The 20,295-nt window shown below is 68.1% G+C and carries 18 protein-coding genes; 12 read left to right on the forward strand and 6 right to left on the reverse strand.

Annotation, left to right across the window (positions count from 1 at the left end; translation table 11 throughout):
* Position 1 precedes the first annotated feature (1 nt).
* The 4 genes from AC07M8_RS11045 to AC07M8_RS11060 all read left to right on the forward strand — a co-directional run bounded on the left by AC07M8_RS11045 (position 2) and on the right by AC07M8_RS11060 (position 5,636).
* A complete protein-coding gene (locus tag AC07M8_RS11045; protein ID WP_495174396.1) occupies positions 2-1,249 on the forward strand; it encodes a heavy-metal-associated domain-containing protein in 1,248 nt (415 codons plus the stop codon).
* A complete protein-coding gene (locus AC07M8_RS11050) occupies positions 1,246-1,881 on the forward strand; it encodes an HdaA/DnaA family protein (RefSeq protein WP_495174397.1) in 636 nt (211 codons plus the stop codon). The genes AC07M8_RS11045 and AC07M8_RS11050 overlap by 4 nt, the downstream gene beginning before the upstream one ends.
* Positions 1,878-4,043 (forward strand): RNA degradosome polyphosphate kinase, encoded by a 2,166-nt coding sequence (locus AC07M8_RS11055; RefSeq protein WP_495174398.1) that lies wholly within the window; start codon positions 1,878-1,880, stop codon positions 4,041-4,043. Before AC07M8_RS11050 ends, AC07M8_RS11055 begins: the two co-directional genes overlap by 4 nt.
* Positions 4,044-4,139: 96 nt before the next feature.
* Positions 4,140-5,636: a Ppx/GppA phosphatase family protein gene (locus AC07M8_RS11060; protein WP_495174399.1), complete on the forward strand. Its 1,497-nt coding sequence runs from the start codon at positions 4,140-4,142 to the stop codon at positions 5,634-5,636.
* On the opposite strand, the gene AC07M8_RS11065 is transcribed toward AC07M8_RS11060, so the two are convergent.
* Positions 5,623-5,910 (reverse strand): I78 family peptidase inhibitor, encoded by a 288-nt coding sequence (locus tag AC07M8_RS11065; protein ID WP_495174400.1) that lies wholly within the window; start codon positions 5,908-5,910, stop codon positions 5,623-5,625. The genes AC07M8_RS11060 and AC07M8_RS11065 overlap by 14 nt on opposite strands.
* Positions 5,907-7,082, reverse strand: a complete 1,176-nt coding sequence (rnd, locus tag AC07M8_RS11070) for a ribonuclease D (protein ID WP_495174401.1) — start codon at positions 7,080-7,082, stop codon at positions 5,907-5,909. Before rnd ends, AC07M8_RS11065 begins: the two co-directional genes overlap by 4 nt.
* 176 nt (positions 7,083-7,258) lie before the next feature.
* Here rnd and aspS point away from each other — a divergent pair, with 176 nt between their 5' ends.
* A complete protein-coding gene (aspS, locus tag AC07M8_RS11075; protein WP_495174402.1) occupies positions 7,259-9,082 on the forward strand; it encodes an aspartate--tRNA ligase in 1,824 nt (607 codons plus the stop codon).
* 174 nt (positions 9,083-9,256) lie between these two features.
* A complete protein-coding gene (locus tag AC07M8_RS11080; RefSeq protein WP_495174403.1) occupies positions 9,257-10,033 on the forward strand; it encodes a polyphosphate kinase 2 family protein in 777 nt (258 codons plus the stop codon).
* A 99-nt stretch (positions 10,034-10,132) separates the two neighbouring features.
* Here AC07M8_RS11080 and AC07M8_RS11085 read toward each other — a convergent pair whose 3' ends face one another.
* Complete coding sequence (locus AC07M8_RS11085) at positions 10,133-10,762, reverse strand: carbonic anhydrase (RefSeq protein WP_495174404.1); 630 nt, start codon at positions 10,760-10,762, stop codon at positions 10,133-10,135.
* Between the two features lie 110 nt (positions 10,763-10,872).
* Here AC07M8_RS11085 and lipA point away from each other — a divergent pair, with 110 nt between their 5' ends.
* Positions 10,873-11,793 (forward strand): lipoyl synthase, encoded by a 921-nt coding sequence (lipA, locus tag AC07M8_RS11090; protein WP_267393078.1) that lies wholly within the window; start codon positions 10,873-10,875, stop codon positions 11,791-11,793.
* Positions 11,786-12,247 (forward strand): type II toxin-antitoxin system RatA family toxin, encoded by a 462-nt coding sequence (locus AC07M8_RS11095; protein ID WP_495174405.1) that lies wholly within the window; start codon positions 11,786-11,788, stop codon positions 12,245-12,247. Before lipA ends, AC07M8_RS11095 begins: the two co-directional genes overlap by 8 nt.
* Here the strand turns inward: AC07M8_RS11095 and AC07M8_RS11100 are convergent.
* Genes AC07M8_RS11100 through AC07M8_RS11110 form a run of 3 tightly spaced genes read right to left on the reverse strand, consistent with a single transcriptional unit; the run spans position 12,208 to position 14,367 of the window.
* The gene (locus AC07M8_RS11100; RefSeq protein ID WP_495174406.1) at positions 12,208-12,708 is read right to left on the reverse strand and encodes a CinA family protein; all 501 of its coding nucleotides are present in this window, start codon (positions 12,706-12,708) and stop codon (positions 12,208-12,210) included. The genes AC07M8_RS11095 and AC07M8_RS11100 overlap by 40 nt on opposite strands.
* 1 nt (position 12,709) lies before the next feature.
* Entirely contained in the window at positions 12,710-13,237 is a 528-nt protein-coding gene (locus AC07M8_RS11105; protein WP_495174407.1) for a hypothetical protein, read from the reverse strand.
* Complete coding sequence (locus AC07M8_RS11110) at positions 13,234-14,367, reverse strand: bifunctional 2-C-methyl-D-erythritol 4-phosphate cytidylyltransferase/2-C-methyl-D-erythritol 2,4-cyclodiphosphate synthase (protein WP_495174408.1); 1,134 nt, start codon at positions 14,365-14,367, stop codon at positions 13,234-13,236. The genes AC07M8_RS11105 and AC07M8_RS11110 overlap by 4 nt, the downstream gene beginning before the upstream one ends.
* Before the next feature lie 108 nt (positions 14,368-14,475).
* On the opposite strand from AC07M8_RS11110, the gene dusB reads away from it, so the two are divergent.
* From dusB to AC07M8_RS11130, 4 genes are read left to right on the forward strand one after another with little or no spacing between them, the layout of a single operon-like run.
* Positions 14,476-15,474 (forward strand): tRNA dihydrouridine synthase DusB, encoded by a 999-nt coding sequence (gene dusB, locus AC07M8_RS11115; protein ID WP_495174409.1) that lies wholly within the window; start codon positions 14,476-14,478, stop codon positions 15,472-15,474.
* A 7-nt stretch (positions 15,475-15,481) separates the two neighbouring features.
* Positions 15,482-16,558: a two-component system sensor histidine kinase NtrB gene (locus AC07M8_RS11120; protein WP_495174410.1), complete on the forward strand. Its 1,077-nt coding sequence runs from the start codon at positions 15,482-15,484 to the stop codon at positions 16,556-16,558.
* The gene (ntrC, locus tag AC07M8_RS11125) at positions 16,555-17,997 is read left to right on the forward strand and encodes a nitrogen regulation protein NR(I) (protein ID WP_495174411.1); all 1,443 of its coding nucleotides are present in this window, start codon (positions 16,555-16,557) and stop codon (positions 17,995-17,997) included. Before AC07M8_RS11120 ends, ntrC begins: the two co-directional genes overlap by 4 nt.
* 57 nt (positions 17,998-18,054) lie before the next feature.
* The gene (locus AC07M8_RS11130) at positions 18,055-20,292 is read left to right on the forward strand and encodes a sensor histidine kinase NtrY-like (RefSeq protein WP_495174697.1); all 2,238 of its coding nucleotides are present in this window, start codon (positions 18,055-18,057) and stop codon (positions 20,290-20,292) included.
* Positions 20,293-20,295: the final 3 nt, after the last annotated feature.

Here is a 20,295-nt window from a genome sequence, read left to right on the forward strand (position 1 = left end):
GATGCGTCTCCGTACCCTGTCCACCTCGCTCGCGCTCGCCGCGCTGCTGCTCGGCGCCGGCGCGATCGCCCAGATGGAGGGCGGCCGTGGCGTCGCGCCCGTCGACAGCGGTAGCAGCTACGAAGTCACCGGAGTCACCGTCGATGTCGCCGGCAAGACCGCCGAGGCCGCGCGGCTCGGGGGCTGGCGGGTCGCCCAGCGCAAGGCGTGGGTCCAGCTCTCCAATCGTCTTGGCGGCGGGGGTGGCCTGGTATCCGATGGTACGCTCGACCAGCTCGTCTCCGGCATCGTCGTCGAGAATGAGCAGATCGGTCCCAATCGCTACATCGCCCGGCTCGGGGTGCTGTTCAATCGCGCCCGCGCCGCCTCGCTGCTCGGCATCAGCGCCTATTCGGATCGCTCGCGGCCGATGCTGCTGGTGCCGCTCCAGGTGTCGGCCGGGGTCGAGACGGTGTTCGAGCAGCGCAGCGAGTGGCAGGAGGCCTGGGCACGCTACCGCACCGGCAACAGCAGCGTCGACTATGTCCGTCCGTCCGGCAACGGTGCCGATTCGCTGCTGCTCAACGCCGGCCAGATCGCGCGGCCGGGGCGCGGCTGGTGGCGCACGATCATCGATCAATATGGCGCCGCGGACATCCTGATCCCGGTGGTGCGGCTCTATCGCACCTATCCCGGCGGTCCGGTCATCGGCGTGTTCCAGGCCCGTCACGGGCCTGACAATGAACTGGTCGGCAGCTTCACCCTGCGCGTCAACAATGCCGCCGGTCTGCCCAAGCTGCTCGATACCGGGGTCGCCCGGATGGACGCCCTGTTCGAGCAGGCGCTGCGCAGCGGCGTGCTCGGGGTCGATCCCACGCTGTCGCCGCCGCCGCCGCCCGAGCCGGTGGTCGACGACACCGCGCCCGATCTGGGTAACGACAGCCTCACCGACATCGTCGGCGATCTGTCCGGCGCTGCCGTCGGCATCCCGATTACGGTCCAGTTCGACACGCCGAGCGCCGCGACCGTCGCTAATACCGAAGGTCTGGTGCGCGGCATCGCCGGCGTCCGCACCGCCTCCACCACCAGCCTCGCCCTCGGCGGCGTCTCGTTGATGCGGGTCACCTTCGATGGCGACCCGGCGGTGCTCAAGGCGGCATTGGAGGCGCGCGGCTATCAGGTACTCGGCACGGGGCAGACGCTGCGCATCCGCCGTGCACCGCAGCTGCTGCCGCCCAACATCCCGGCCGACGCCCAGCCCGCAGGATGAGCCAGCTCGCGCTCCCGCTCGGCTGGCCGGCGGACCCTCGCGACGAGGCCTTCCTGATCACCCCGTCCAACGCCCGCGCCGCCCATACGCTGGAGCATTGGGCGACGTGGCCGGTGATGGCCGCCGTGCTCACCGGCCCGCGCAAGTCGGGGCGCAGCCTGCTCGCGCGTATCTTCGCCGCCAAAAGTGGCGGCACCATCATCGACGATGCCGAGCGCGTGCCCGAGCAGCAGCTGTTCCATGCCTGGAACCAGGCGCAGGCCGAGCATCGGCCGCTGGTGATCGTCGCCGATGCGTTGCCGCCTGCCTGGGGCGTCAAGCTGCCCGATCTGCGCTCGCGGCTGGCCGCCAGCCCGCACGCCGCGATCACCGCGCCCGACGACGAGTTGATGCACGCGCTGTTCGGCCAGCTCTTCCTGCGCCGCGGGCTCGACGCCCGGCCGGATCTGGTCGACTGGCTGACCCTGCGCGTCGAACGGAGCCACATCGCCATTCAGCGGGTGGTTGATGCGCTTGATCAGGCGGTGCTGGAGAGCCGCAAGCGCCTGTCGATACCGCTCGCGCGGACCGTGCTGGCGGAGGCAGGGATCGTCATGCAATCGCAATCGTTGTTTCCTACGACCGATTTATGACACGCCCAGCTCACCTCGCCCATCTGCCCGACGCCGATGATGATCCCTTCGTTCCCGAGGTGAACGATCGCTATTTCAATCGCGAACTGTCATGGCTGGCGTTCAACCGCCGGGTGCTAGAGGAAGCCTGCAACAAGGCGCACCCGCTGCTCGAACGGCTTCGCTTCCTGTCGATCTCGGGGTCCAACCTCGATGAATTCTTCATGGTCCGCGTCGCCGGCCTGAAGGGCCAGCAGCTCAAGGATGTCGACCGCCGCTCCGCCGACGGGCTCACCGCCACCCAGCAGCTCGGCGCGATCATCACCGAGGCCGATTCGCTGATGGCGAGCCAGCAGCATGTCTGGGGCGATCTGCGCACCTTGCTCGACGACGCCAATTTGCGCGTGCTCCGCCGCGACGAGGTCGATTCCGAGGCGGCGGCTTGGCTCGAAAACCATTTCCGCGAGCAGATCTTCCCGATCCTCACCCCACAGGCGCTCGATCCGGCGCATCCCTTCCCGTTCATCCCCAACAAGGGGCTGTCCGTGATCTTCGATCTGGTCCGCGACAACGACAAGGAGCCGGTGCGCGAACTGGTCATGCTGCCGGCCAGCGCCTCGCGCTTCATCCGCTTGCCGGGTGATAGCGGCCGCTACGTCTCGATCGAGGCGGTGGTGAAGCGCTTCGCGCCGGTGCTGTTCCCGGGTTATACGATGAACGGCGCCGCCGCCTTCCGGGTGCTGCGCGACAGCGACATCGAGATCGACGAAGAGGCGGAGGATCTCGTCCGCTACTTCGCCAATGCCATTAAGCGCCGCCGCCGCGGCCGCGTGATCCGGCTCGAGCTCGAGACCGGCATGCCCGACAATCTAGCCGAGGTGTTGCGCGAGGCGCTCGGCGGCAGCGAGGCGATCATCACCGAGAGCGGCAATCTGCTCGGCATCGGTGATCTCGAGGCCATAGTCGACGAGGATCGGCCCGACCTAAAATTCCCGCCGTTCACGCCGCGCTTCCCCGAGCGCATTCGTGAATTCGCCGGCGACTGCTTCGCGGCGATCCGCGCCAAGGACATCGTCGTCCATCATCCGTACGAGACGTTCGACGTCGTGCTCGCCTTTCTCAAGCAGGCCGCCGCCGACCCGGACGTGATCGCGATCAAGCAGACGCTGTACCGCGCCGGCAAGCAGCCCGCGGTGATCAACGCGCTGATTGCCGCCGCCGAATCCGGCAAGTCGGTCACCGCGGTGGTGGAGCTGCGCGCGCGGTTTGACGAGGAACAGAACATCATGTGGGCGAGCGCGCTCGAGCGCGCCGGCGTCCAGGTGGTCTACGGGTTCCTTGAATGGAAGACCCACGCCAAGGTGTCGATGGTGGTGCGCCGCGAGGGCGGCCAGTTCCGCACCTACTGCCATTTCGGCACCGGCAATTATCATCCTGTCACCGCGCGGATCTACACCGATCTGTCCTTCTTCACCGCCGATGCCCGCATCGGCCGCGATGCTGCGCAGATGTTCAACTATGTCACCGGCTATGTCGAGCCGACCGACATCGCCAAGGTCAGCCTGTCGCCGCGCGACCTGCGCCAGCGCCTGCTCGAGATGATCGATGGCGAGATCGGCCATGCCCAGGCGGGGCGCGCCGGCGCGGTCTGGGCCAAGATGAATTCGCTGGTCGATCCCGAGATCATCGACAAGCTCTACGAGGCGAGCGACGCGGGGGTGGAGATCGAGCTGATCATCCGCGGCATCTGCTGCCTGCGCCCCGGCGTTCCCGGCCTGTCGGAAAACATCCGCGTCAAGTCGGTGATCGGTCGCTTCCTCGAGCACAGCCGCATCTTCTGCTTCGGCAACGGCGCGGCGCTGCCCAACGACGGCGCCCGGGTGTTCATCTCCTCGGCCGATTGGATGCCGCGCAACTTCGATCGCCGGGTTGAATATATGGTGCCGCTGGAAAATCCGACGGTCCATGATCAGGTGCTCGACCAGGTGATGGTCGCCAATCTGATCGACAATGAGCAGAGCTGGGAGCTGGAGTCGGACGGCCGCTACGTCCGCGAGGAGCCGGGCGAGAAGCCGTTTAATCTCCACCGCTACTTCATGATCAATCCCTCGCTGTCGGGTCGCGGTGCGTCGCTCGGCGCGAGCACCGCGGTGCCGACTTTGTCGCTGAGGCGGCGGCGATAGCGGGGGGTGACCGGCGGGTCGGCGCTTGTCCTCCCCGCCCGCGTGCCGCAGGGAGGCGGCCTTTCGACCCCTCGTGCCCCGGTGATTGCTGAAAAGATGGCCACGCTCTTCCGCAAACGACCACCGCAGGCCGCCGCGCAGCCCCGCACCGGGATCATCGACATCGGTTCCAATTCGGTGCGGCTGGTGATCTATGAGGGCCACCCGCGGCTGCCGGCGATGCTGCTCAACGAGAAGGTCATGGCCGGACTCGGTCGCGGGCTGGCGACGACGGGCGCGATGACTCCCGCGTCGATGCGCCTCGCCCAGGGGGCGCTGGCCCGGTTTGCCGCGATTGGCCGCGAGATGGGCGCCAGCCTGCGCACCGTCGCCACCGCCGCGGTGCGCGATGCCTCCAACGGCCCGGCGTTCATCGCCGCTGCCACGGCGCTGGGGCTCACCGTCGAGGTGCTCAGCGGCGAGCAGGAGGCGACCGCGTCGGGCCTCGGCGTGCTCTCCGCCATTCCCGATGCCGATGGCATCGTCGGCGACCTCGGCGGCGGCAGCCTCGAGCTGGTGCGCGTCGTCGCCGGCACCGTCACCGATCGCATCTCCTTCCCGCTCGGCGTGTTGCGCATCGCTGCGCTGCGCGCCAACCGCGGCCCCGGCTTCGAGCGACTGATCGTGCGACTGCTCGGCGAAGCGGGCTGGACCGGGCGGGGCAAGGGCCTGCCGCTGTACATGGTCGGCGGCTCGTGGCGCGCGCTCGCCCGGCTGGACATGAGCCTCACCGGTTATCCGCTGCCGATCATCCACGGCTATGCCTTGAGCCCTGCGACCGTCGCCCGGCTCGGTCGCAGCATCTCGCATCTGTCCAAGCCAAGGCTGCGCGCGGTGCCCGGCATGTCCGCCGCGCGCGCCGCCGCGATCGGCGACGCCACCGCGCTGCTCGGCGTGGTGATGCGCGAGCTCGGCAGCAGCAACGCGATCGCCTCCACTTACGGCCTGCGCGAGGGTCTGCTCTATGGCACGCTCGATGCCGAGACCCGCGCGCTCGATCCGCTCATTGTCGGCGTCCGCGAGGAGGCGCGGCTGCTCAGCCGCTTTCCCGATTCCGGCGATATGCTCGATGGCTGGATCGCGCCGCTGTTCGCCGACCCGGACGAGACCGCGCGGCTGCGCCTCGCCGCCTGCCTGCTCGCCGACGCCGGCTGGCGCGCCAACCCCGAGTTCCGCGACGAACAGGCGGTGGAGGCGGCATTGCACGGCAATTGGGTGGCGATCGACGGCGCCGGCCGGGCGATGGTCGCGCAGGCGCTCCACACCAGCCTCACCGGCAGCAGTACCGCCCACCCGCTGCTGCCGACCCTGCTCGCCGAGCCGCAGCTCCAGGCGGCGAGCATCTGGGGGCTGGCGATGCGCTTTGGCCAGCGCTTCAGCGCCGGGCTCAGCAGCCCGCTGCAGCGTTCGTCACTGGTGCTGTCGGACCGCAGCGTCACGCTGCGCCTGCCCGACGAGGACCGCGGCCTCTATGCCGAAGCGGTCGAGCGGCGCCACGCCGCGCTCGCCGCGGCGCTCAAGCGCCGCCCGGCGGTGGAGATCAGCCGCAGCTGACCCGCGTCACCCGGTGGTCGGCGCCGGTCACGATGTTGAGCCGGTCGGTGCGATAATCCATCGTCATCACGCTGTCGGGACCAAGCCGGCGCAGGCTGCGGGCGCCGCTGCGCTTGAGCGCTGTCGCGAACAATGCCTCATCCGCGGTCTGCCCGACCAACCCCTGGAGCCCGGCAGCATCGCACTGTGCGACGGCGGCCGGCGGCGCCACCACCGCGGCAGGCTGCGGCGCGCAGCCGACCAGCGCCACCAGCGGCAGCAGCCGCCAGCTCATGCGCCGTCCTCGGTGCGCGTCATCTTGAGCTTGCCGCCCTGAACCGCGAAGCCGAGCCGCCCCTCGACGAGATCGAGCGCGTCGCGACCGAACTGGTCGAACCGCCAGCCCTCGAGCATCGGCAGCCCGGTGCGGACCCCGGACGCGAGCGCCTCCAGCTCGTCGGCGCGCGCGAGCAGCTTGGAGGCGACATCGATGTCGCGGCTGCGGATCTTGAGCAGCAGCTTGAGCAGGTCGGCGACCAGCGAGCCATCCTTGCCGAGCCCCGGCTTGCGGTCGTCGCGCGGCGGCAGCTCGTCGCCCTCGAGTGGCGGCGCATTCTCCAGCGCCGCCATCAGCCGGCCGCCGATGTCGTTGCTCGCCCAGGTCGCCGAGAGGCCGCGGACCTTGGCGAGGTCGGCCTGCTTGCGCGGCGGGTGGCCGGCGAGATCGCCCAGCGTCTCGTCCTTGACGATGCGGCCGCGCGGCAGGTCCTTGGCCTGCGCCTCCAGTTCACGCCAGCGGGCGAGCGCCTTTAGCCGGCCGAGCACGTCGGGCTTGCGCCCCGAGATGCGCACCCGCTTCCAGGCGAGATCGGGATCGTTGGCGTAATTGGCCTTGTCGCCGAGCCGCTCCATCTCCTGGTTGAGCCAGGCACCGCGCCCGGTCTTGCGCAGCCGCTCGAGCATCTTGGGAAAGATCACCGCGAGGTGGGTGACGTCGCCGATCGCATATTCGATCTGGCGCTCGTCGAGCGGGCGGCGCGCCCAGTCGGTAAACCGCGCGCCCTTGTCGACCGCGATGCCGAGCCAGCTGTCGACCAGATTGGAATAGCCGATCTGCTCTCCCTGGCCGAGCGCCATCGCCGCCACCTGGGTGTCGAACAGCGGGTGAGGGGTCTTGCCGGTGAGATTGTAGATGATCTCGATGTCCTGCCCGCCGGCGTGGAACACCTTGAGCACGTCCTCGTTGTCGGTGAGCAGGTCGAGCAGCGGCTGCATGTCCAGCCCCGGCGCCATCGGGTCGATCGCCGCCGCCTCGTTCACGTCCGCGATCTGGATCAGGCACAGTTCGGGGTAATAAGTGCTCTCGCGCATGAACTCGGTGTCGACCGTGATGAAGTCGGCCTGGGCCAGGCGGGTACACAGATTGGCGAGCGAAGCGCTGTCGGTAATCAACGGGTGGATATGCATCCGATCGCCCATAGCGCGCTCGCGCGGGTTGACAAAGCGGGGATGGAACAGGGTAGGGCGCACCTCATCCTTTTAGCCGTTCCCCGGCGAAGGCCGGAGCCCAGGGTCTCAGAGCCAGCCGCTTGAGATCCCAGGCCCCGGCCTCCGCCGGGGAACGCGTATGCGAGACAAACCACATGCACGCCTATCGCTCCCACACTTGCGCCGCGCTCGACGCCTCGGCGGTCGGCGACACCGTCCGCCTGTCCGGCTGGGTGCATCGCAAGCGCGATCACGGCGGCGTGCTCTTCATCGATCTGCGCGATCATTATGGCATCACCCAGATCGTCGCCGACAGCGACTCGGCCGCGCTGCCGGTGCTCGAGGCGATCCGCGCCGAGTCGGTGATCACCATCGACGGCGTGGTGAAGGCGCGCGGCGAGGGCACCGCCAACCCCAACCTCGCCACCGGCGAGATCGAGGTGTTCGCGCAGAGCGTCACCGTCCAGTCCGCCGCCAACGAGCTGCCGATGCCGGTCGCCGGCGACAATGAATATCCCGAGGACATCCGCCTGCGCTATCGCTTCGTCGATCTGCGCCGCGAGCGGATCCACGCCAACATCATGCTGCGCAGCAACGTCATCGCCTCGCTGCGCCAGCGGATGAACGCGCAAGGGTTCACCGAATTCCAGACGCCGATCCTCACCGCGTCCAGCCCCGAGGGCGCGCGCGACTATCTCGTTCCGAGCCGAGTCCACCCGGGCAAGTTCTACGCGCTTCCCCAGGCGCCGCAGATGTTCAAGCAGCTGCTGATGGTCGCGGGTTTCGATCGCTACTTCCAGATCGCGCCCTGCTTCCGCGACGAGGACGCTCGCGCCGATCGCTCGCCCGGCGAATTCTACCAGCTCGATTTCGAGATGAGCTTCGTCACCCAGGAAGACGTGTTCCAGGCGATCGAGCCGGTGCTCCACGGCCTGTTCGAGCAGTTCGCCGACTGGCAGGGCAAGGGCCGCCAGGTTTCGGCGCTGCCGTTCCGCCGCATTCCCTATCGGGAATCGATGCTGAAGTACGGCAACGACAAGCCGGACCTGCGCAACCCGATCCTGATCAGCGACGTCTCCGATCACTTCACCGGTTCCGGCTTCGGCCGCTTCGCCTCGATCGTCGAGGCCGGCGACGTCGTCCGCGCCATCCCCGCGCCCAACACCGCCGACAAGAGCCGCAAGTTTTTCGACGACATGAACGGCTGGGCACAGTCCGAGGGCTTTGCCGGGCTCGGCTATGCCACCCGCAAGGGCGGCGAATGGGGTGGCCCAATTGCCAAGAACCATGGCGAGGACGGCATGGCCAGGCTCGCCGAGACGCTCGGCCTCGGCCCGGACGACGGCATCTTCTTCGCCGCCGGCAAGGAAGGCCAGGCCGCCAAACTCGCCGGGCTCGCTCGCACCCGCGTCGGCGAAAGCCTCGGGCTGATCGATCCCAAGCGCTTCGAATTCTGCTGGATCGTCGATTTCCCGATGTTCGAATATGACGAGGACGCCAAGAAGGTCGACTTCAGCCACAATCCCTTCTCGATGCCCCAGGGTGAGATGGAGGCGCTCGAGACCAAGGACCCGCTCGACATCCTCGCCTATCAGTATGACATCGTCTGCAACGGCATCGAGCTGAGCTCGGGCGCGATCCGGAACCACAAGCCCGAGATCATGTACAAGGCGTTCGAGATCGCTGGCTATAGCCAGGCCGATGTGGACCAGAACTTCTCGGGGATGATCAACGCCTTCAAGTGCGGCGCACCGCCGCACGGCGGCTCGGCGCCGGGCATCGACCGGATGGTGATGCTGCTCGCCGACGAGCCCAACATTCGCGAGGTGATAACCTTCCCGATGACCCAAAAGGCCGAGGATCTGATGATGGGCGCGCCCAATTTCGCGACGCCCAAGCAGCTCAAGGAACTAAACCTGCGCTCGACCGCCGAGGTGAAGAAGGACGTCGACAAGGCAGTGGCCCCCAGCGCCGGCTGAGCAGGGCGCCCTACCGTACAGCAGTCATCCTGAACTCGTTTCAGGATCCATGGCCGACCCTCCGCCCCGGGCGAAGCCGGTTAGGGCTGCTGACACGTTCAGGATGAAGGGCGGCAGGAGAGAACCCGATCCCTCCTCACGCGTTGGCCTGATGTCCATCCGTCAGGAGCCCCGATGATCGACCTCAGCGAGTATGAAGCCGGCAAGCCCTACAAGGCCCGCTACAAGCACGATCTCGCGCATCTCCAGGCGCATCTCGAGCAGATCCTGGTCGCGCACATCATCCACGGCCGACGCGCCGTGGTGATGTTCGAGGGGTGGGACGCCGCCGGCAAGGGCGGCATCATCCAGCGGCTTACCGCCGAATGGGACCCGCGCCATTATGAGGTCTATCCGATCTCGGCGCCGTCGGCGGAGGAAAAGGCTCACGACTTCCTGTGGCGATTTCGCAACCGCCTGCCCGAACCGGGCAACGTCACCGTGTTCGACCGCAGCTGGTATGGCCGCGTGCTGGTCGAGCGGGTCGAGGGCTATGCGCGCGAGGACGAGTGGCGGCGCGGCTATGACGAGATCAACGCCTTCGAGGCAGGGCTGGTCGAAGAGGGCATCACGCTGGTCAAGGTGTTCGTCCACATCGGCCAGGGCGAGCAGGACAAGCGCCTGCTGTCACGCCTGCAGGATCCGTGGAAGCGCTGGAAGACCGGCGCCGACGATTACCGCAACCGCGCCCGCCGCGCCGAGTATCTCGCCGCGATGCTCGACATGTTCGCCCGCACCGACACCGGTGGCGCGCCCTGGATCGTGATCGACGGCAACGACAAGAAAGCCGCACGCATCGCGGCGTTGAAGGCGATCACCAAGCAGCTCGAAGCCAACGTCGACATGACCCCGCCGCCGCTCGATCCCGAGCTGGCGCGGATCGCGCATGAGGCACTGAGTGTGGAAGTCTAGCCACCCTAACACGTCACCCCAGCGAAAGCTGGGTTCTACCGCGGCTCCATCGGACCCCGCCACCACGAGATCCCAGCTTCCGCTGGGATGACGGAGTGCTCAGGCCGGCGCAAACGCCCCATCGTCGCCCATCACGTGCAGCACCCCGTCGGCGATCGCGAAATAGGCGCCGTGGATCCGCAGCGATCCCGCCGCCGCGCGCTCCGCGACAAACGGGAAGGTCAGCAGGTTGGCGATCGACACCCGTACCGTCTCCAGCTCGAGTGCGCGGATCGCGGCCGGTCCCTCGCCATGCTCGGCGACGATCCGTGCCCGGGCCTCGTCGAGCAGGTCGATCCAGTGCGCGATGAACCCGCCGGCGCCGGGCGCGGCGCCGTCGAACCGCTGGGTCAGCGAGGCGTGCACGCCGCCGCACGAGCCATGGCCGAGCACCACGATTTCGGGCACCTCCAGTTGCGTCACCGCAAACTCCACCGCCGCCGAAACGCCGTGGCGGCCGCCGCCGGTCTCATAGGGCGGCACGAGGTTGGCGACGTTGCGCACCGCGAAGATCTCGCCGGGCGAGGTGTCGAACACCTGCGCCGGGTCCACCCGGCTGTCCGAGCAGGCGATGATCAGCACCTTGGGGCTCTGGCCCTCCTTCAATTCGGCCCAGCGATCGCGCTGCGTCGCCCAGCCGGTGGTGCGAAAGCGGCGATAGCCGTCGATGAGGTTGGAGAAATCAGCCACGTTCAAGCTCCTGGTTGTCGGTCGCCCGTCCCGGGTAGAAGAAACATTAGGGTGCCGACAAGACCGGCAGCAGGTTGTGGGCGAGGGCCCGGCTCGCTATCTCGCGGGGCATGAACGAGATGACTCCGCTACGGGTCCGCAAGCCCGACTGGATCCGCGTCAAGGCGCCGACCTCCGCCGGCTTCGCCGCGACCCGCGAACTGATGCGCTCGAAAAGCCTCACCACGGTGTGCGAGGAGGCGGCGTGCCCCAATATCGGCGAATGCTGGTCGAAGAAGCACGCCACGGTGATGATCCTCGGCGATACCTGCACGCGGGCCTGCGCCTTCTGCAACGTCAAGACCGGCATGCCGCGCGCGGTCGATCCGATGGAGCCCAACAACGTCGCCGAGGCGGCGGCGCAGATGGGGCTCGAGCATATCGTCGTCACCTCGGTCGATCGAGACGATCTGCCGGATGGCGGCGCCAAGCAGTTCGTCAAGGTCATTGAGGCGATCCGCCGCGCCAACCCGCGCACCACCATCGAGATCCTCACCCCCGATTTTCGCAACAAGCATGAGGCCGCTGTCGAGGCGATCGTCGCGGCGCGGCCTGACGTCTACAACCACAATCTCGAGACGGTGCCGCGGCTCTACCCGACGATCCGCCCCGGCGCGCGTTACTATGCCTCGCTGCGGCTGCTCGAGAGCGTCAAGAAGCTTGATCCGTCGATCTTCACCAAGTCGGGCGTGATGCTGGGTCTCGGCGAGGAGCGGCTCGAGATCCATCAGGTGATGGACGACATGCGCTCGGCCGACATCGATTTCCTCACCATGGGCCAGTATCTCCAGCCCACTCCGCGTCACGCCAAGGTCGCCGAGTTCGTGACGCCCAAGGCGTTCGACGCCTATGCCAGCATCGCCCGCGCCAAGGGCTTCCTGCTCGTCGCCTCCTCGCCGCTGACCCGCTCGAGCTACCATGCCGGCGACGATTTCGCGAAGATGCGCGCCGCGCGCGACGCCAAGCTCGCGCCGAGGCTGGTCGGTGCCTAAGCACAGCGAGACGCGCCATCTGCCCTACACGCCGGAGCAGATGTTCGATCTGGTCGCCGATGTCTCGCGCTACGCCGAGTTCCTGCCCTGGGTGTCGGCGATGCGGGTGCGGCGTGATTCGGCGACGGCGACGACCGCGGACATGATCGTCGGCTTCAAGGGCCTGCGCGAGACCTTCACCTCCGAGGTGAGGAAGGAGCGCCCCGGCCACATCCACGTCGAATATATCGATGGGCCGCTCAAGTACCTCCACAACGACTGGCACTTCCGCCCCGAGGGAGACGGGGGCTGCGCGGTCGACTTCGCGGTGGATTTCGCGTTCAAGAACCGGGTGTTCGAAATGCTCGCCGGCCAGGTGTTCGGCGCCGCGCTGCGTAAGATGATCGGCGCGTTCGAAAACCGTGCCGCCGAGCTTTACGGCAGCAGCAGCTCGAGCGCGACCAGCGCCGCCTGAAGCCTGATCCCGCCGCGGCCGAGATCGCCGAAGTCGCGGCGATCGGCATGAACGTCGGATGGGTCGCCGCCCTTGGTGGCGCAGGCGAACACCACGGTGCCGACCGGCTTCTTCACCGTGCCGCCGCCGGGCCCGGCGACGCCGGTGATCGCCACCGCGACATCGGCATGGCTGTTGGCGAGCGCGCCCTGCGCCATGCTCCACGCGGTCGCGATCGATACCGCGCCGAAGGTCTCGAGCACGTCGGTGCTGACCTTGAGCAGGTCGGTCTTGGCGCGGTTCGAATAAGTCACGAACGACGCGCCGAACACGTCGGACGAACCGGGGATCTCGGTCAGCGCCGCGGCGACCAGCCCGCCGGTGCAGCTCTCGGCGACGCTGATGGTGCGGCCGGCGGCGCGATTGGCTTCGATCACGCGTCGCGCGGCGGCGAGCAGTTCGTCGGGCAGCAGAAAGTCCATGTCAGCGCGGCTCCTCGGCACACAGCGGCAGGTCGGGCACCGCGACGTTCTTGCCCTTGGCCTTCTCGGTCTTAAGATAGTGCAACGTCGTCACGATCACGCCCGCCATATTCTGCGGCGGCAGCGGCGCGAGCAGGGTGAGCAGGTGATCGATCGTGCCGCAATCCTTGGGCGCGATCCGCCCGACCAGCAGCGGCGCCAGCGCCGCGGTGAGCAGCGGCCGTGCGTAGTCGGAGCCGAGCAGCAGGTCGATCGCCGGGTCCGAGAGCTTGACGATCGCCGCGCGCGCGCCGGGCCAGGCGCGGTCCGCCGCGGCCTGGTATTTGTCGAGGAACGGCCCGCCGGTCTGCCGCACCAGGCTCGCCGCCGGCAACCGGGCGGCGCAGACGATCCCGGCGCCTCGGACGATGTCCGGCATCGCCACCAGCGCGATCGACTCGGCGTCGGTCTCGGTCAGGCAGCGGGTCTGCGCCATCGCCGGCGCGCTGGTCAGCGCCGCCGCCAGCGCGACCGCAACCAGCGCCCTCATCGCGGCGCCCGCGGCACGCTGACGGTCGCCGCCGCTTGGGTGGCGATGCCCTCCTCACGCCCGGTAAAACCGAGCTTCTCGGTGGTGGTCGCCTTGATGCTGACCCGATCAAGGCTGAGCCCGAGCAGCTCGCCGATCCGCGCCTGCATCGCCGCACGGTGCGGCCCGATCTTGGGCGCCTCGCACATGATCGTCACGTCGACGAAGTCGATCCGGCCGCCCTTGGCGGCGATCAGCGACGCGGCATGCTGGAGGAACTGGCCCGATTCGGCGCCGCGCCACTGCGGGTCGCTCGGCGGAAAGTGCGTGCCGATATCGCCCGCCGCGATCGTGCCGAGCAGCGCATCGGTCAGCGCATGGAGCACCACATCGGCGTCGCTATGGCCGGACAGGCCCTTGTCGTGCGGGATCAGCACCCCGCCGAGCCACAATTCCTCGCCGGCCTCGAGCCGGTGGACGTCGAACCCGGTCGCCATCCGCGGCTCGAGCGCAAGGCGCGCCTCGGCGGTGGCGAAATCGTCGGGATGGGTGATCTTGTCGAGCATCGGATCGCCCTGCACCAGGATGACGCTGCCGCCAAGCCGGCGCACCATCTGCGCGTCGTCGGTCGCCTCGTCGCCAATAGGCCAGGCGGCGTGCGCCGCGCGCAGTGCCTGGGTGCGGAAGCCCTGCGGGGTCTGCACCCGTGCGAGGCCGTCGCGCGACACCACCGCGCCGTCGCGCACCAGCGTGTCGGCGACCGGTAGCACCGGATAGGCGCCATCGGCATCGTCGAGCGCCGCCAGCACCCGGTCGATCACCACCGCCGGCAGCAACGGTCGCGCCGCATCGTGGATCAGCACGCGCGCGGCGTCGATCACGGCGAGCCCGTTCGCCACCGACTCGCGCCGGCTGGCGCCGCCGGCGACGGTGCGCACCGAGCCCAGCGCCGCCGCGGCCTCGGCCTCGGCGCCGGGCGCGATCACCACCACCACCTCGTCGATCCCGGGATGCGCCGCCAACGCCTGATAGGCGTGCGCGACCATCGCCCGGCCGCCGAGCAGCGCATATTGCTTGGCCACCGGCCCGCCTGCGCGGGTGCCGGATCCAGCCGCGACGATCAGCGCGACGGTACGGGGTCTGTCAGTCATCCGCGCCGCCTAGCGCTGCGGCGGGCGCTTATCCAGCCTGCACAAACCCCTAACCTTGCCTCCACCTCCGCAACCCGGTAAGGCTCTGCCCAATTTTCAGGCAGATCGATGCGCACCCTCGCTCCCATTCACGTCGGCCCCGTGCGGATCGACAGCCCCGTCGTGCTGGCGCCGATGACCGGCGTCACCGACATGCCGTTCCGCACCCTGGTGCGCCGCTATGGCTCAGGCCTCAACGTCACCGAGATGATCGCCAGCCAGGCGGCGATCCGCGAGACCCGCCAGTCGATCCAGAAGGCGGCGTGGCACCTGTCCGAAGAACCGGTGTCGATGCAGCTCGTCGGCTGCACGCCCTATGAGATGGCGGAAGCTGCCAAGCTCGCCGAAGACCGCGGCGCCGCGATCATCGACATCAACATGGGCTGCCCGGTCCGCAAGGTCACCAACGGCGACGCCGGCTCGGCGCTGATGCGCGATCTCGGCCTCGCCGCCGAGCTGGTCACCGCGATCGTCAAGGCGGTGAAGGCGCCGGTCACGCTCAAGATGCGGATGGGCTGGTGCCATGACAGCCTCAACGCGCCCGAGCTCGCACGCATCGCCGAGGATCTCGGGGTCAAGCTGATCACCGTCCACGGCCGCACCCGCAACCAGATGTACAAGGGCTCGGCCGACTGGGCGTTCATCCGCCGGGTCAAGGAAGCGGTGACCATCCCGGTGATTGCCAATGGCGACATCTGCTCCATCGAGGATGCCGAGGCCGCGCTCGACCAGTCGGGCGCCGACGGCATCATGATCGGTCGCGGCGCCTATGGCCGGCCGTGGCTGCTCGGCCAGCTGATGGAATGGTTCGCCACCGGCACCCGTCGTCCCGATCCGTCGCTCGACGAGCAATATCAGGTCATCGCCGAACATTATGAGGCGATGCTCGAGCATTACGGCCCGGTCACCGGGGTCAACATGGCGCGCAAGCACATCGGCTGGTACACCAAGGGGCTGAACGGCTCGGCCGAGTTCCGCAACACGGTGAACCAGGAGGCGGACGCGACCCGCGTCAAGGCGATGCTCGCCGAATTCTACGCGCCCCACCGCCAGCTCCAGGCAGCCTGAGCCGCGCATGGCAGGCCGCCCCGGCTTTGCCGAGCTGTTCGCCGCTCTGCCGGTCGCGGTGCTGGTGGTCGATCCGGACGAGCGCATCGCCCATGCCAATGCGCTTGCCGAGCAGCTGCTCAACCTCTCCGAACGGGTGATGACCGGCCAGCCGCTCGCCGCCATCCTGCCGCCACCAGGGGAGGGCGACGATCGTCCCGATGGCCATGGCGTCGCCGTCTACGATACCGAGATCACCACCCCGCGTGGCAAGATCCGCGTTGATTTCGTCGAGGCGCTGGTTGCCGATCATCCCGGCTGGCGGCTGATCACGCTCCACACCTCGGCGAGCACCCGCGGCCTCGGTCATTCCGCCGACCGCACCGCCAGCGCCCGTGCCGCGACCGGCGCCGCGGCGATGCTCGCGCATGAGGTCAAGAACCCGCTGTCGGGGATCCGCGGCGCCGCGCAGTTGATCGGCGCCGGCGAGCTCACCACGCTGATCGTCACCGAGGTCGATCGCATCGCCGCGCTGATCGATCGGATGCAGGATTTCAGCGACACCCGGCCGCTGCCGCTCGCGCCCGAGAACATCTATCCGCTGCTCGGCCACGCCCGCAGCCTCGCGCTCGCCGGCTTCGCCCGCGGCATCACCATCGAGGAGCGGTTCGATCCCTCGCTGCCGCCGGCGCTGATCAACCGCGACGCCTTGCTCCAGATCGTCATCAACCTGCTCAAGAACGCCCGCGAGGCGATCGGCGACGAGCGCCAGCCGCGCATCCACATCACCACCGCCTATCGCCACGGCATGGCGGTGAGCGCCGCGCCCGGCCGCCCGCGGGTGCCGCTGCCGATCGAGATCTGCGTCGCCGACAATGGCCCGGGCGCGCCGGCGGACATCGCCGAGCATCTGTTCGAACCGTTCGTCTCCGGCCGCCGCGAGGGGCAGGGGCTCGGCCTCGCGCTGGTCGACAAGTTGATGCGCGACATGGGCGGCATCGTCCAATACGCCCGCGAAGGAACGCCGGAAATGACCATTCTCCGCCTGCTGCTGCCCCGCGCCACCACCGCGCCGGTCACCACTGTACGGGGCAACGCCGCATGAGCCGGGTGCTGGTGGTCGATGACGACGCCGCGATCCGCACCGTCGTCGCCCAGGCGCTGCGCCGCGCCGGTCACGACGTCAGCACCGCCGAGACTCTGGCGCAGCTCGATCGCGCGCTCGCCACCCGCGTGCCGGACGTGCTGATCACCGATGTCGTCCTGCCCGATGGCGACGGCATCGACCGCATCGCCGAGGTCGGCACCCGGCTGCCGCAGCTGCCGATCATCATCCTCTCGGCGCAGAACACGCTGACCACCGCGGTGCGCGCCACCGAGGTCGGCGCCTATGAATATCTCCCCAAGCCGTTCGATCTCGACGATCTCACCCGCGCCGTCGCCGGCGCGCTGGCGCGCGGCGCGGTGATGCCGCAGCCGGAGGCGGGGGAGGACCCCACCTTGCCGCTGATCGGGCGCTCGCCGGCGATGCAGGATGTCTATCGCGTGATCGCGCGGGTGATCTCCAACGATCTCACCGTGCTGATCTCGGGCGAATCGGGCACCGGCAAGGAACTGGTGGCGCGCGCCATCCATGATCTCGGGCCGCGCCGCGATGCCCCCTTCATCGCGCTCAACATGGCCGCGATCCCGCGCGAGCTGATCGAGGCCGAGCTGTTCGGCCATGAGCGCGGCGCCTTCACCGGCGCGCAGACGCGCAACGCCGGCCGGTTCGAGCAGGCGGCGGGCGGCACCCTGTTCCTCGACGAGATCGGCGACATGCCGATGGAGGCGCAGACGCGATTGCTGCGCGTGCTCCAGTCGGGCGAATTCACCAGCGTCGGTGGCGCTCGCGCGATGCGCGCCGACGTCCGCATCGTCGCCGCCACCAACCGCGATCTCGCCGCGCAGGTCGCCGGCGGCCAGTTTCGCGAGGATCTGTTCTACCGGCTCAACGTCGTGCCGATCGCGCTGCCGTCACTGCGCGATCGCCGCCAGGACATCCCGCTGCTCGCCCGCCACTTCCTCGATCAGGCTGGCGCGCAGGGGCTACCGAGCCGGCGGCTGTCCGATGACGCCATGGCGGCGCTGTCTGCGCATGACTGGCCTGGCAACGTCCGCGAGCTTGAAAACCTGATGCGCCGCCTTGCGGTGCTTGCCCGCGACACCTGGGTGGAGGCGCCGGTGATCCGCGCCCTGCTTGGCGCGCCGACGGCAACGGCAGAGGCGAGCGATCCCGGGATTGCCGACGCCGTTCGCCATCTGATCGAACGCATCGCGCGCGAGCGGCCCGACGCGCTCGACGACGGCTCGCTTTACGACCGGGTGATCGGCGAGGTCGAGCGCCCGCTGATCGAGGCGATGCTCGCCCGCCACGGCAACAACCAGCTGCGCGCGGCGCGGGCGATGGGGATCAACCGCAACACGCTGCGCAAGCGCCTCGATACGCTCGGCATCCCGGTGCGCGGCGACGATGCGGGTGAGGAGATGCCCGATCTGGGATGATTACCGCGCATTATGTGGTTTCCGTGCAACAACCATTGTTGTATTGTAGGCACGATGATGGCGTCGGCGAGGCCCGCTCTGAACCCTGAACCACCGGTCAGCCGGTTCCGCATCACGCCTGCGGCAGAGGCGATTGTGGTCGTGCTTACCCTTGGGATGGCGCTGGTGACCTACGTCGCGGTCAACGGGAGCGGCGTCAATCGACCCTTGTTGCCACCGCCCATCGTGGCACTGCTGCTGATCGCGAATTTGGTGCCAGGCATTGGCCTGCTGATGCTCGTTGGGCGCCGGGTGGCTCTCAAGCGAGCCGCCAAGGCCGGCCTGGGGCAAGGTGGCATTCTTCACGTGCGGCTGGTTGCGACCTTCTCGCTGGTCGCTGCGGTGCCTATGTTGCTCGTTACCATCTTTGCCTCGCTCCTTTTCCAATATGGCGTCGGCTTTTGGTTCTCAGGGCAGGCGCGCGGACTGCTGGATGATAGTCGCACATTAGCTGTGGCTTCGTTCAACGACGCTGTTCGATCTGTAGACAAAGAGAATGTCGCCATGGCGGTCGACGTCTACAAAATGCTGATCGAGAACGGCTGGTCGACGGACGATCCCCGGTTCACCAAGATTTTTAGCCAGGATGTATTCCAGCGCAGCCTCGCGCAATCAGTGATCTTCTCGGTCGGCAAGGATGGCGAGCCGCATGGCTTGGTGATCTTCGACGTCTACAACAATAATCTGCTAGGGCAGGTCGATCACAAGGCAATCGCGCGCCTGAATGCGGGCGTTGCCAGCGTTGCCAGCATCACGCCGACCAGCACTCAGTCGATCACCAGGGTGCCACAGACCGATCTATACCTATTCTCCACCCGGATCGTTGGCACAAGAGAGCTGATGGAACGGATGAAGAAGGTGCGGGGAGTCCTCACGGATTACCGTGCATTGGAAAAACGATCCCGAACGCTGCAGTTGCTGTTCAACATTTCGTTGCTTGCCATCGCGTTGTTAGTGATCGGCATCACGATCGCCATCGCGTTGCGTGTTGCCGATAGGCTCGTGGTGCCGGTCGGAGAGCTGGTGGGCGCCGCGAAGCGGATCGCCAGCGGCGATTTGTCCGCGCGCGTGCCCGATGCTCAGACGCGCGACGAAGTCGGCACACTGGCGACAGCCTTCAATCAGATGACCGACCGGCTGGAGCAGCAGAACAACGAGCTGCTCACTGCCAACAACCAGCTCGACAACCGTCGTGCGCTGATCGAGGCGGTGATGGCCGGTGTCTCGGCCGGGGTGATCTCGCTCGACGATCTCGGCACGGTACGCATCGCCAATCGTTCGGCCAACGAGTTGATTGGCAGCGGCGAGGAAAGCCTGGTCGGCCGCACGCTCGCCTCCGTCGCCCCCGAGCTCAGCGATCTGGTTGCCAGCCGCGAACGCGAGGCGATCATCCAGGTCGCCCATGGCGCGGACATGCGCACGCTCGCGGTGCGGATCGCGCATACCGACGCCGGCCCGATCCTCACCTTCGACGACATCACCCAGCAGGTGCTCGATCAGCGCCGCGCCGCCTGGTCTGATGTCGCGCGACGGATCGCGCACGAGATCAAGAATCCGCTCACCCCGATCCAGCTCGCCGCCGAGCGGCTGCAGCGCCGTTACGGCAGCAAGATCGATCCCGACGATGTCACCTTCGGCCGCCTCACCGAGACGATCATTCGCCAGGTCGGCGATCTGCGCCGGATGGTGGATGAATTCTCCTCCTTCGCGCGCATGCCCAAGCCGGTGTTCCGCGAGGAATCGCTGGTCGACATCGCCCGCCAGACGCTGTTCCTCCACGAGGTCGCGCACCCCGGGATCAGCTTCACGCTCGAGCATGAGCCGGCGCAGGTGGCCATGGTCTGTGATCGCCGCCAGCTTGGCCAGGCTTTCACCAACATTGTGAAGAACGCGGTGGAAGCCATTGAAACCAAGGGCGAAGCCAATGGTTCGGTGACAATGCGTTTGCGCGAAGTTAGCGAACTTATCAGCGTCGAGGTGGCGGATACCGGGATCGGTCTGCCGCCCGAGCGCGACCGCATCGTCGAGCCCTATATGACCACCCGGGCTCGTGGCACCGGGCTCGGCCTCGCGATCGTCACCAAGATCATCGAGGAGCATCACGGCACCATCGCCTTCGCCGACCGCGACGGCGGCGGCACGGTGGTGCGGATGAGCTTCGATGCCGCCGCGCTCGCCGCCAGCGACGCCGGCGGCAACGCCCCTGACGCCGCGGCCGACAGCCCCCTTGCCGCCCTCACACGCAATCGGAATTGAACA

Source organism: Sphingomonas sp. GW821-FHT09E03, from assembly GCF_059416225.1.

Coding starts and splice junctions, on each gene's coding strand:
- AC07M8_RS11045 (WP_495174396.1), top strand. CDS start 2: ATGCGTCTCCGTACCCTGTCCACCTCGCTCGCGCTCGCCGCGCTGCTG.
- AC07M8_RS11050 (WP_495174397.1), top strand. CDS start 1,246: ATGAGCCAGCTCGCGCTCCCGCTCGGCTGGCCGGCGGACCCTCGCGAC.
- AC07M8_RS11055 (WP_495174398.1), top strand. CDS start 1,878: ATGACACGCCCAGCTCACCTCGCCCATCTGCCCGACGCCGATGATGAT.
- AC07M8_RS11060 (WP_495174399.1), top strand. CDS start 4,140: ATGGCCACGCTCTTCCGCAAACGACCACCGCAGGCCGCCGCGCAGCCC.
- AC07M8_RS11065 (WP_495174400.1), bottom strand. CDS start 5,910: ATGAGCTGGCGGCTGCTGCCGCTGGTGGCGCTGGTCGGCTGCGCGCCG.
- rnd (WP_495174401.1), bottom strand. CDS start 7,082: ATGCATATCCACCCGTTGATTACCGACAGCGCTTCGCTCGCCAATCTG.
- aspS (WP_495174402.1), top strand. CDS start 7,259: ATGCACGCCTATCGCTCCCACACTTGCGCCGCGCTCGACGCCTCGGCG.
- AC07M8_RS11080 (WP_495174403.1), top strand. CDS start 9,257: ATGATCGACCTCAGCGAGTATGAAGCCGGCAAGCCCTACAAGGCCCGC.
- lipA (WP_267393078.1), top strand. CDS start 10,873: ATGAACGAGATGACTCCGCTACGGGTCCGCAAGCCCGACTGGATCCGC.
- AC07M8_RS11100 (WP_495174406.1), bottom strand. CDS start 12,708: ATGGACTTTCTGCTGCCCGACGAACTGCTCGCCGCCGCGCGACGCGTG.
- AC07M8_RS11105 (WP_495174407.1), bottom strand. CDS start 13,237: ATGAGGGCGCTGGTTGCGGTCGCGCTGGCGGCGGCGCTGACCAGCGCG.
- AC07M8_RS11110 (WP_495174408.1), bottom strand. CDS start 14,367: ATGACTGACAGACCCCGTACCGTCGCGCTGATCGTCGCGGCTGGATCC.
- dusB (WP_495174409.1), top strand. CDS start 14,476: ATGCGCACCCTCGCTCCCATTCACGTCGGCCCCGTGCGGATCGACAGC.
- AC07M8_RS11120 (WP_495174410.1), top strand. CDS start 15,482: ATGGCAGGCCGCCCCGGCTTTGCCGAGCTGTTCGCCGCTCTGCCGGTC.
- ntrC (WP_495174411.1), top strand. CDS start 16,555: ATGAGCCGGGTGCTGGTGGTCGATGACGACGCCGCGATCCGCACCGTC.
- AC07M8_RS11130 (WP_495174697.1), top strand. CDS start 18,055: ATGGCGTCGGCGAGGCCCGCTCTGAACCCTGAACCACCGGTCAGCCGG.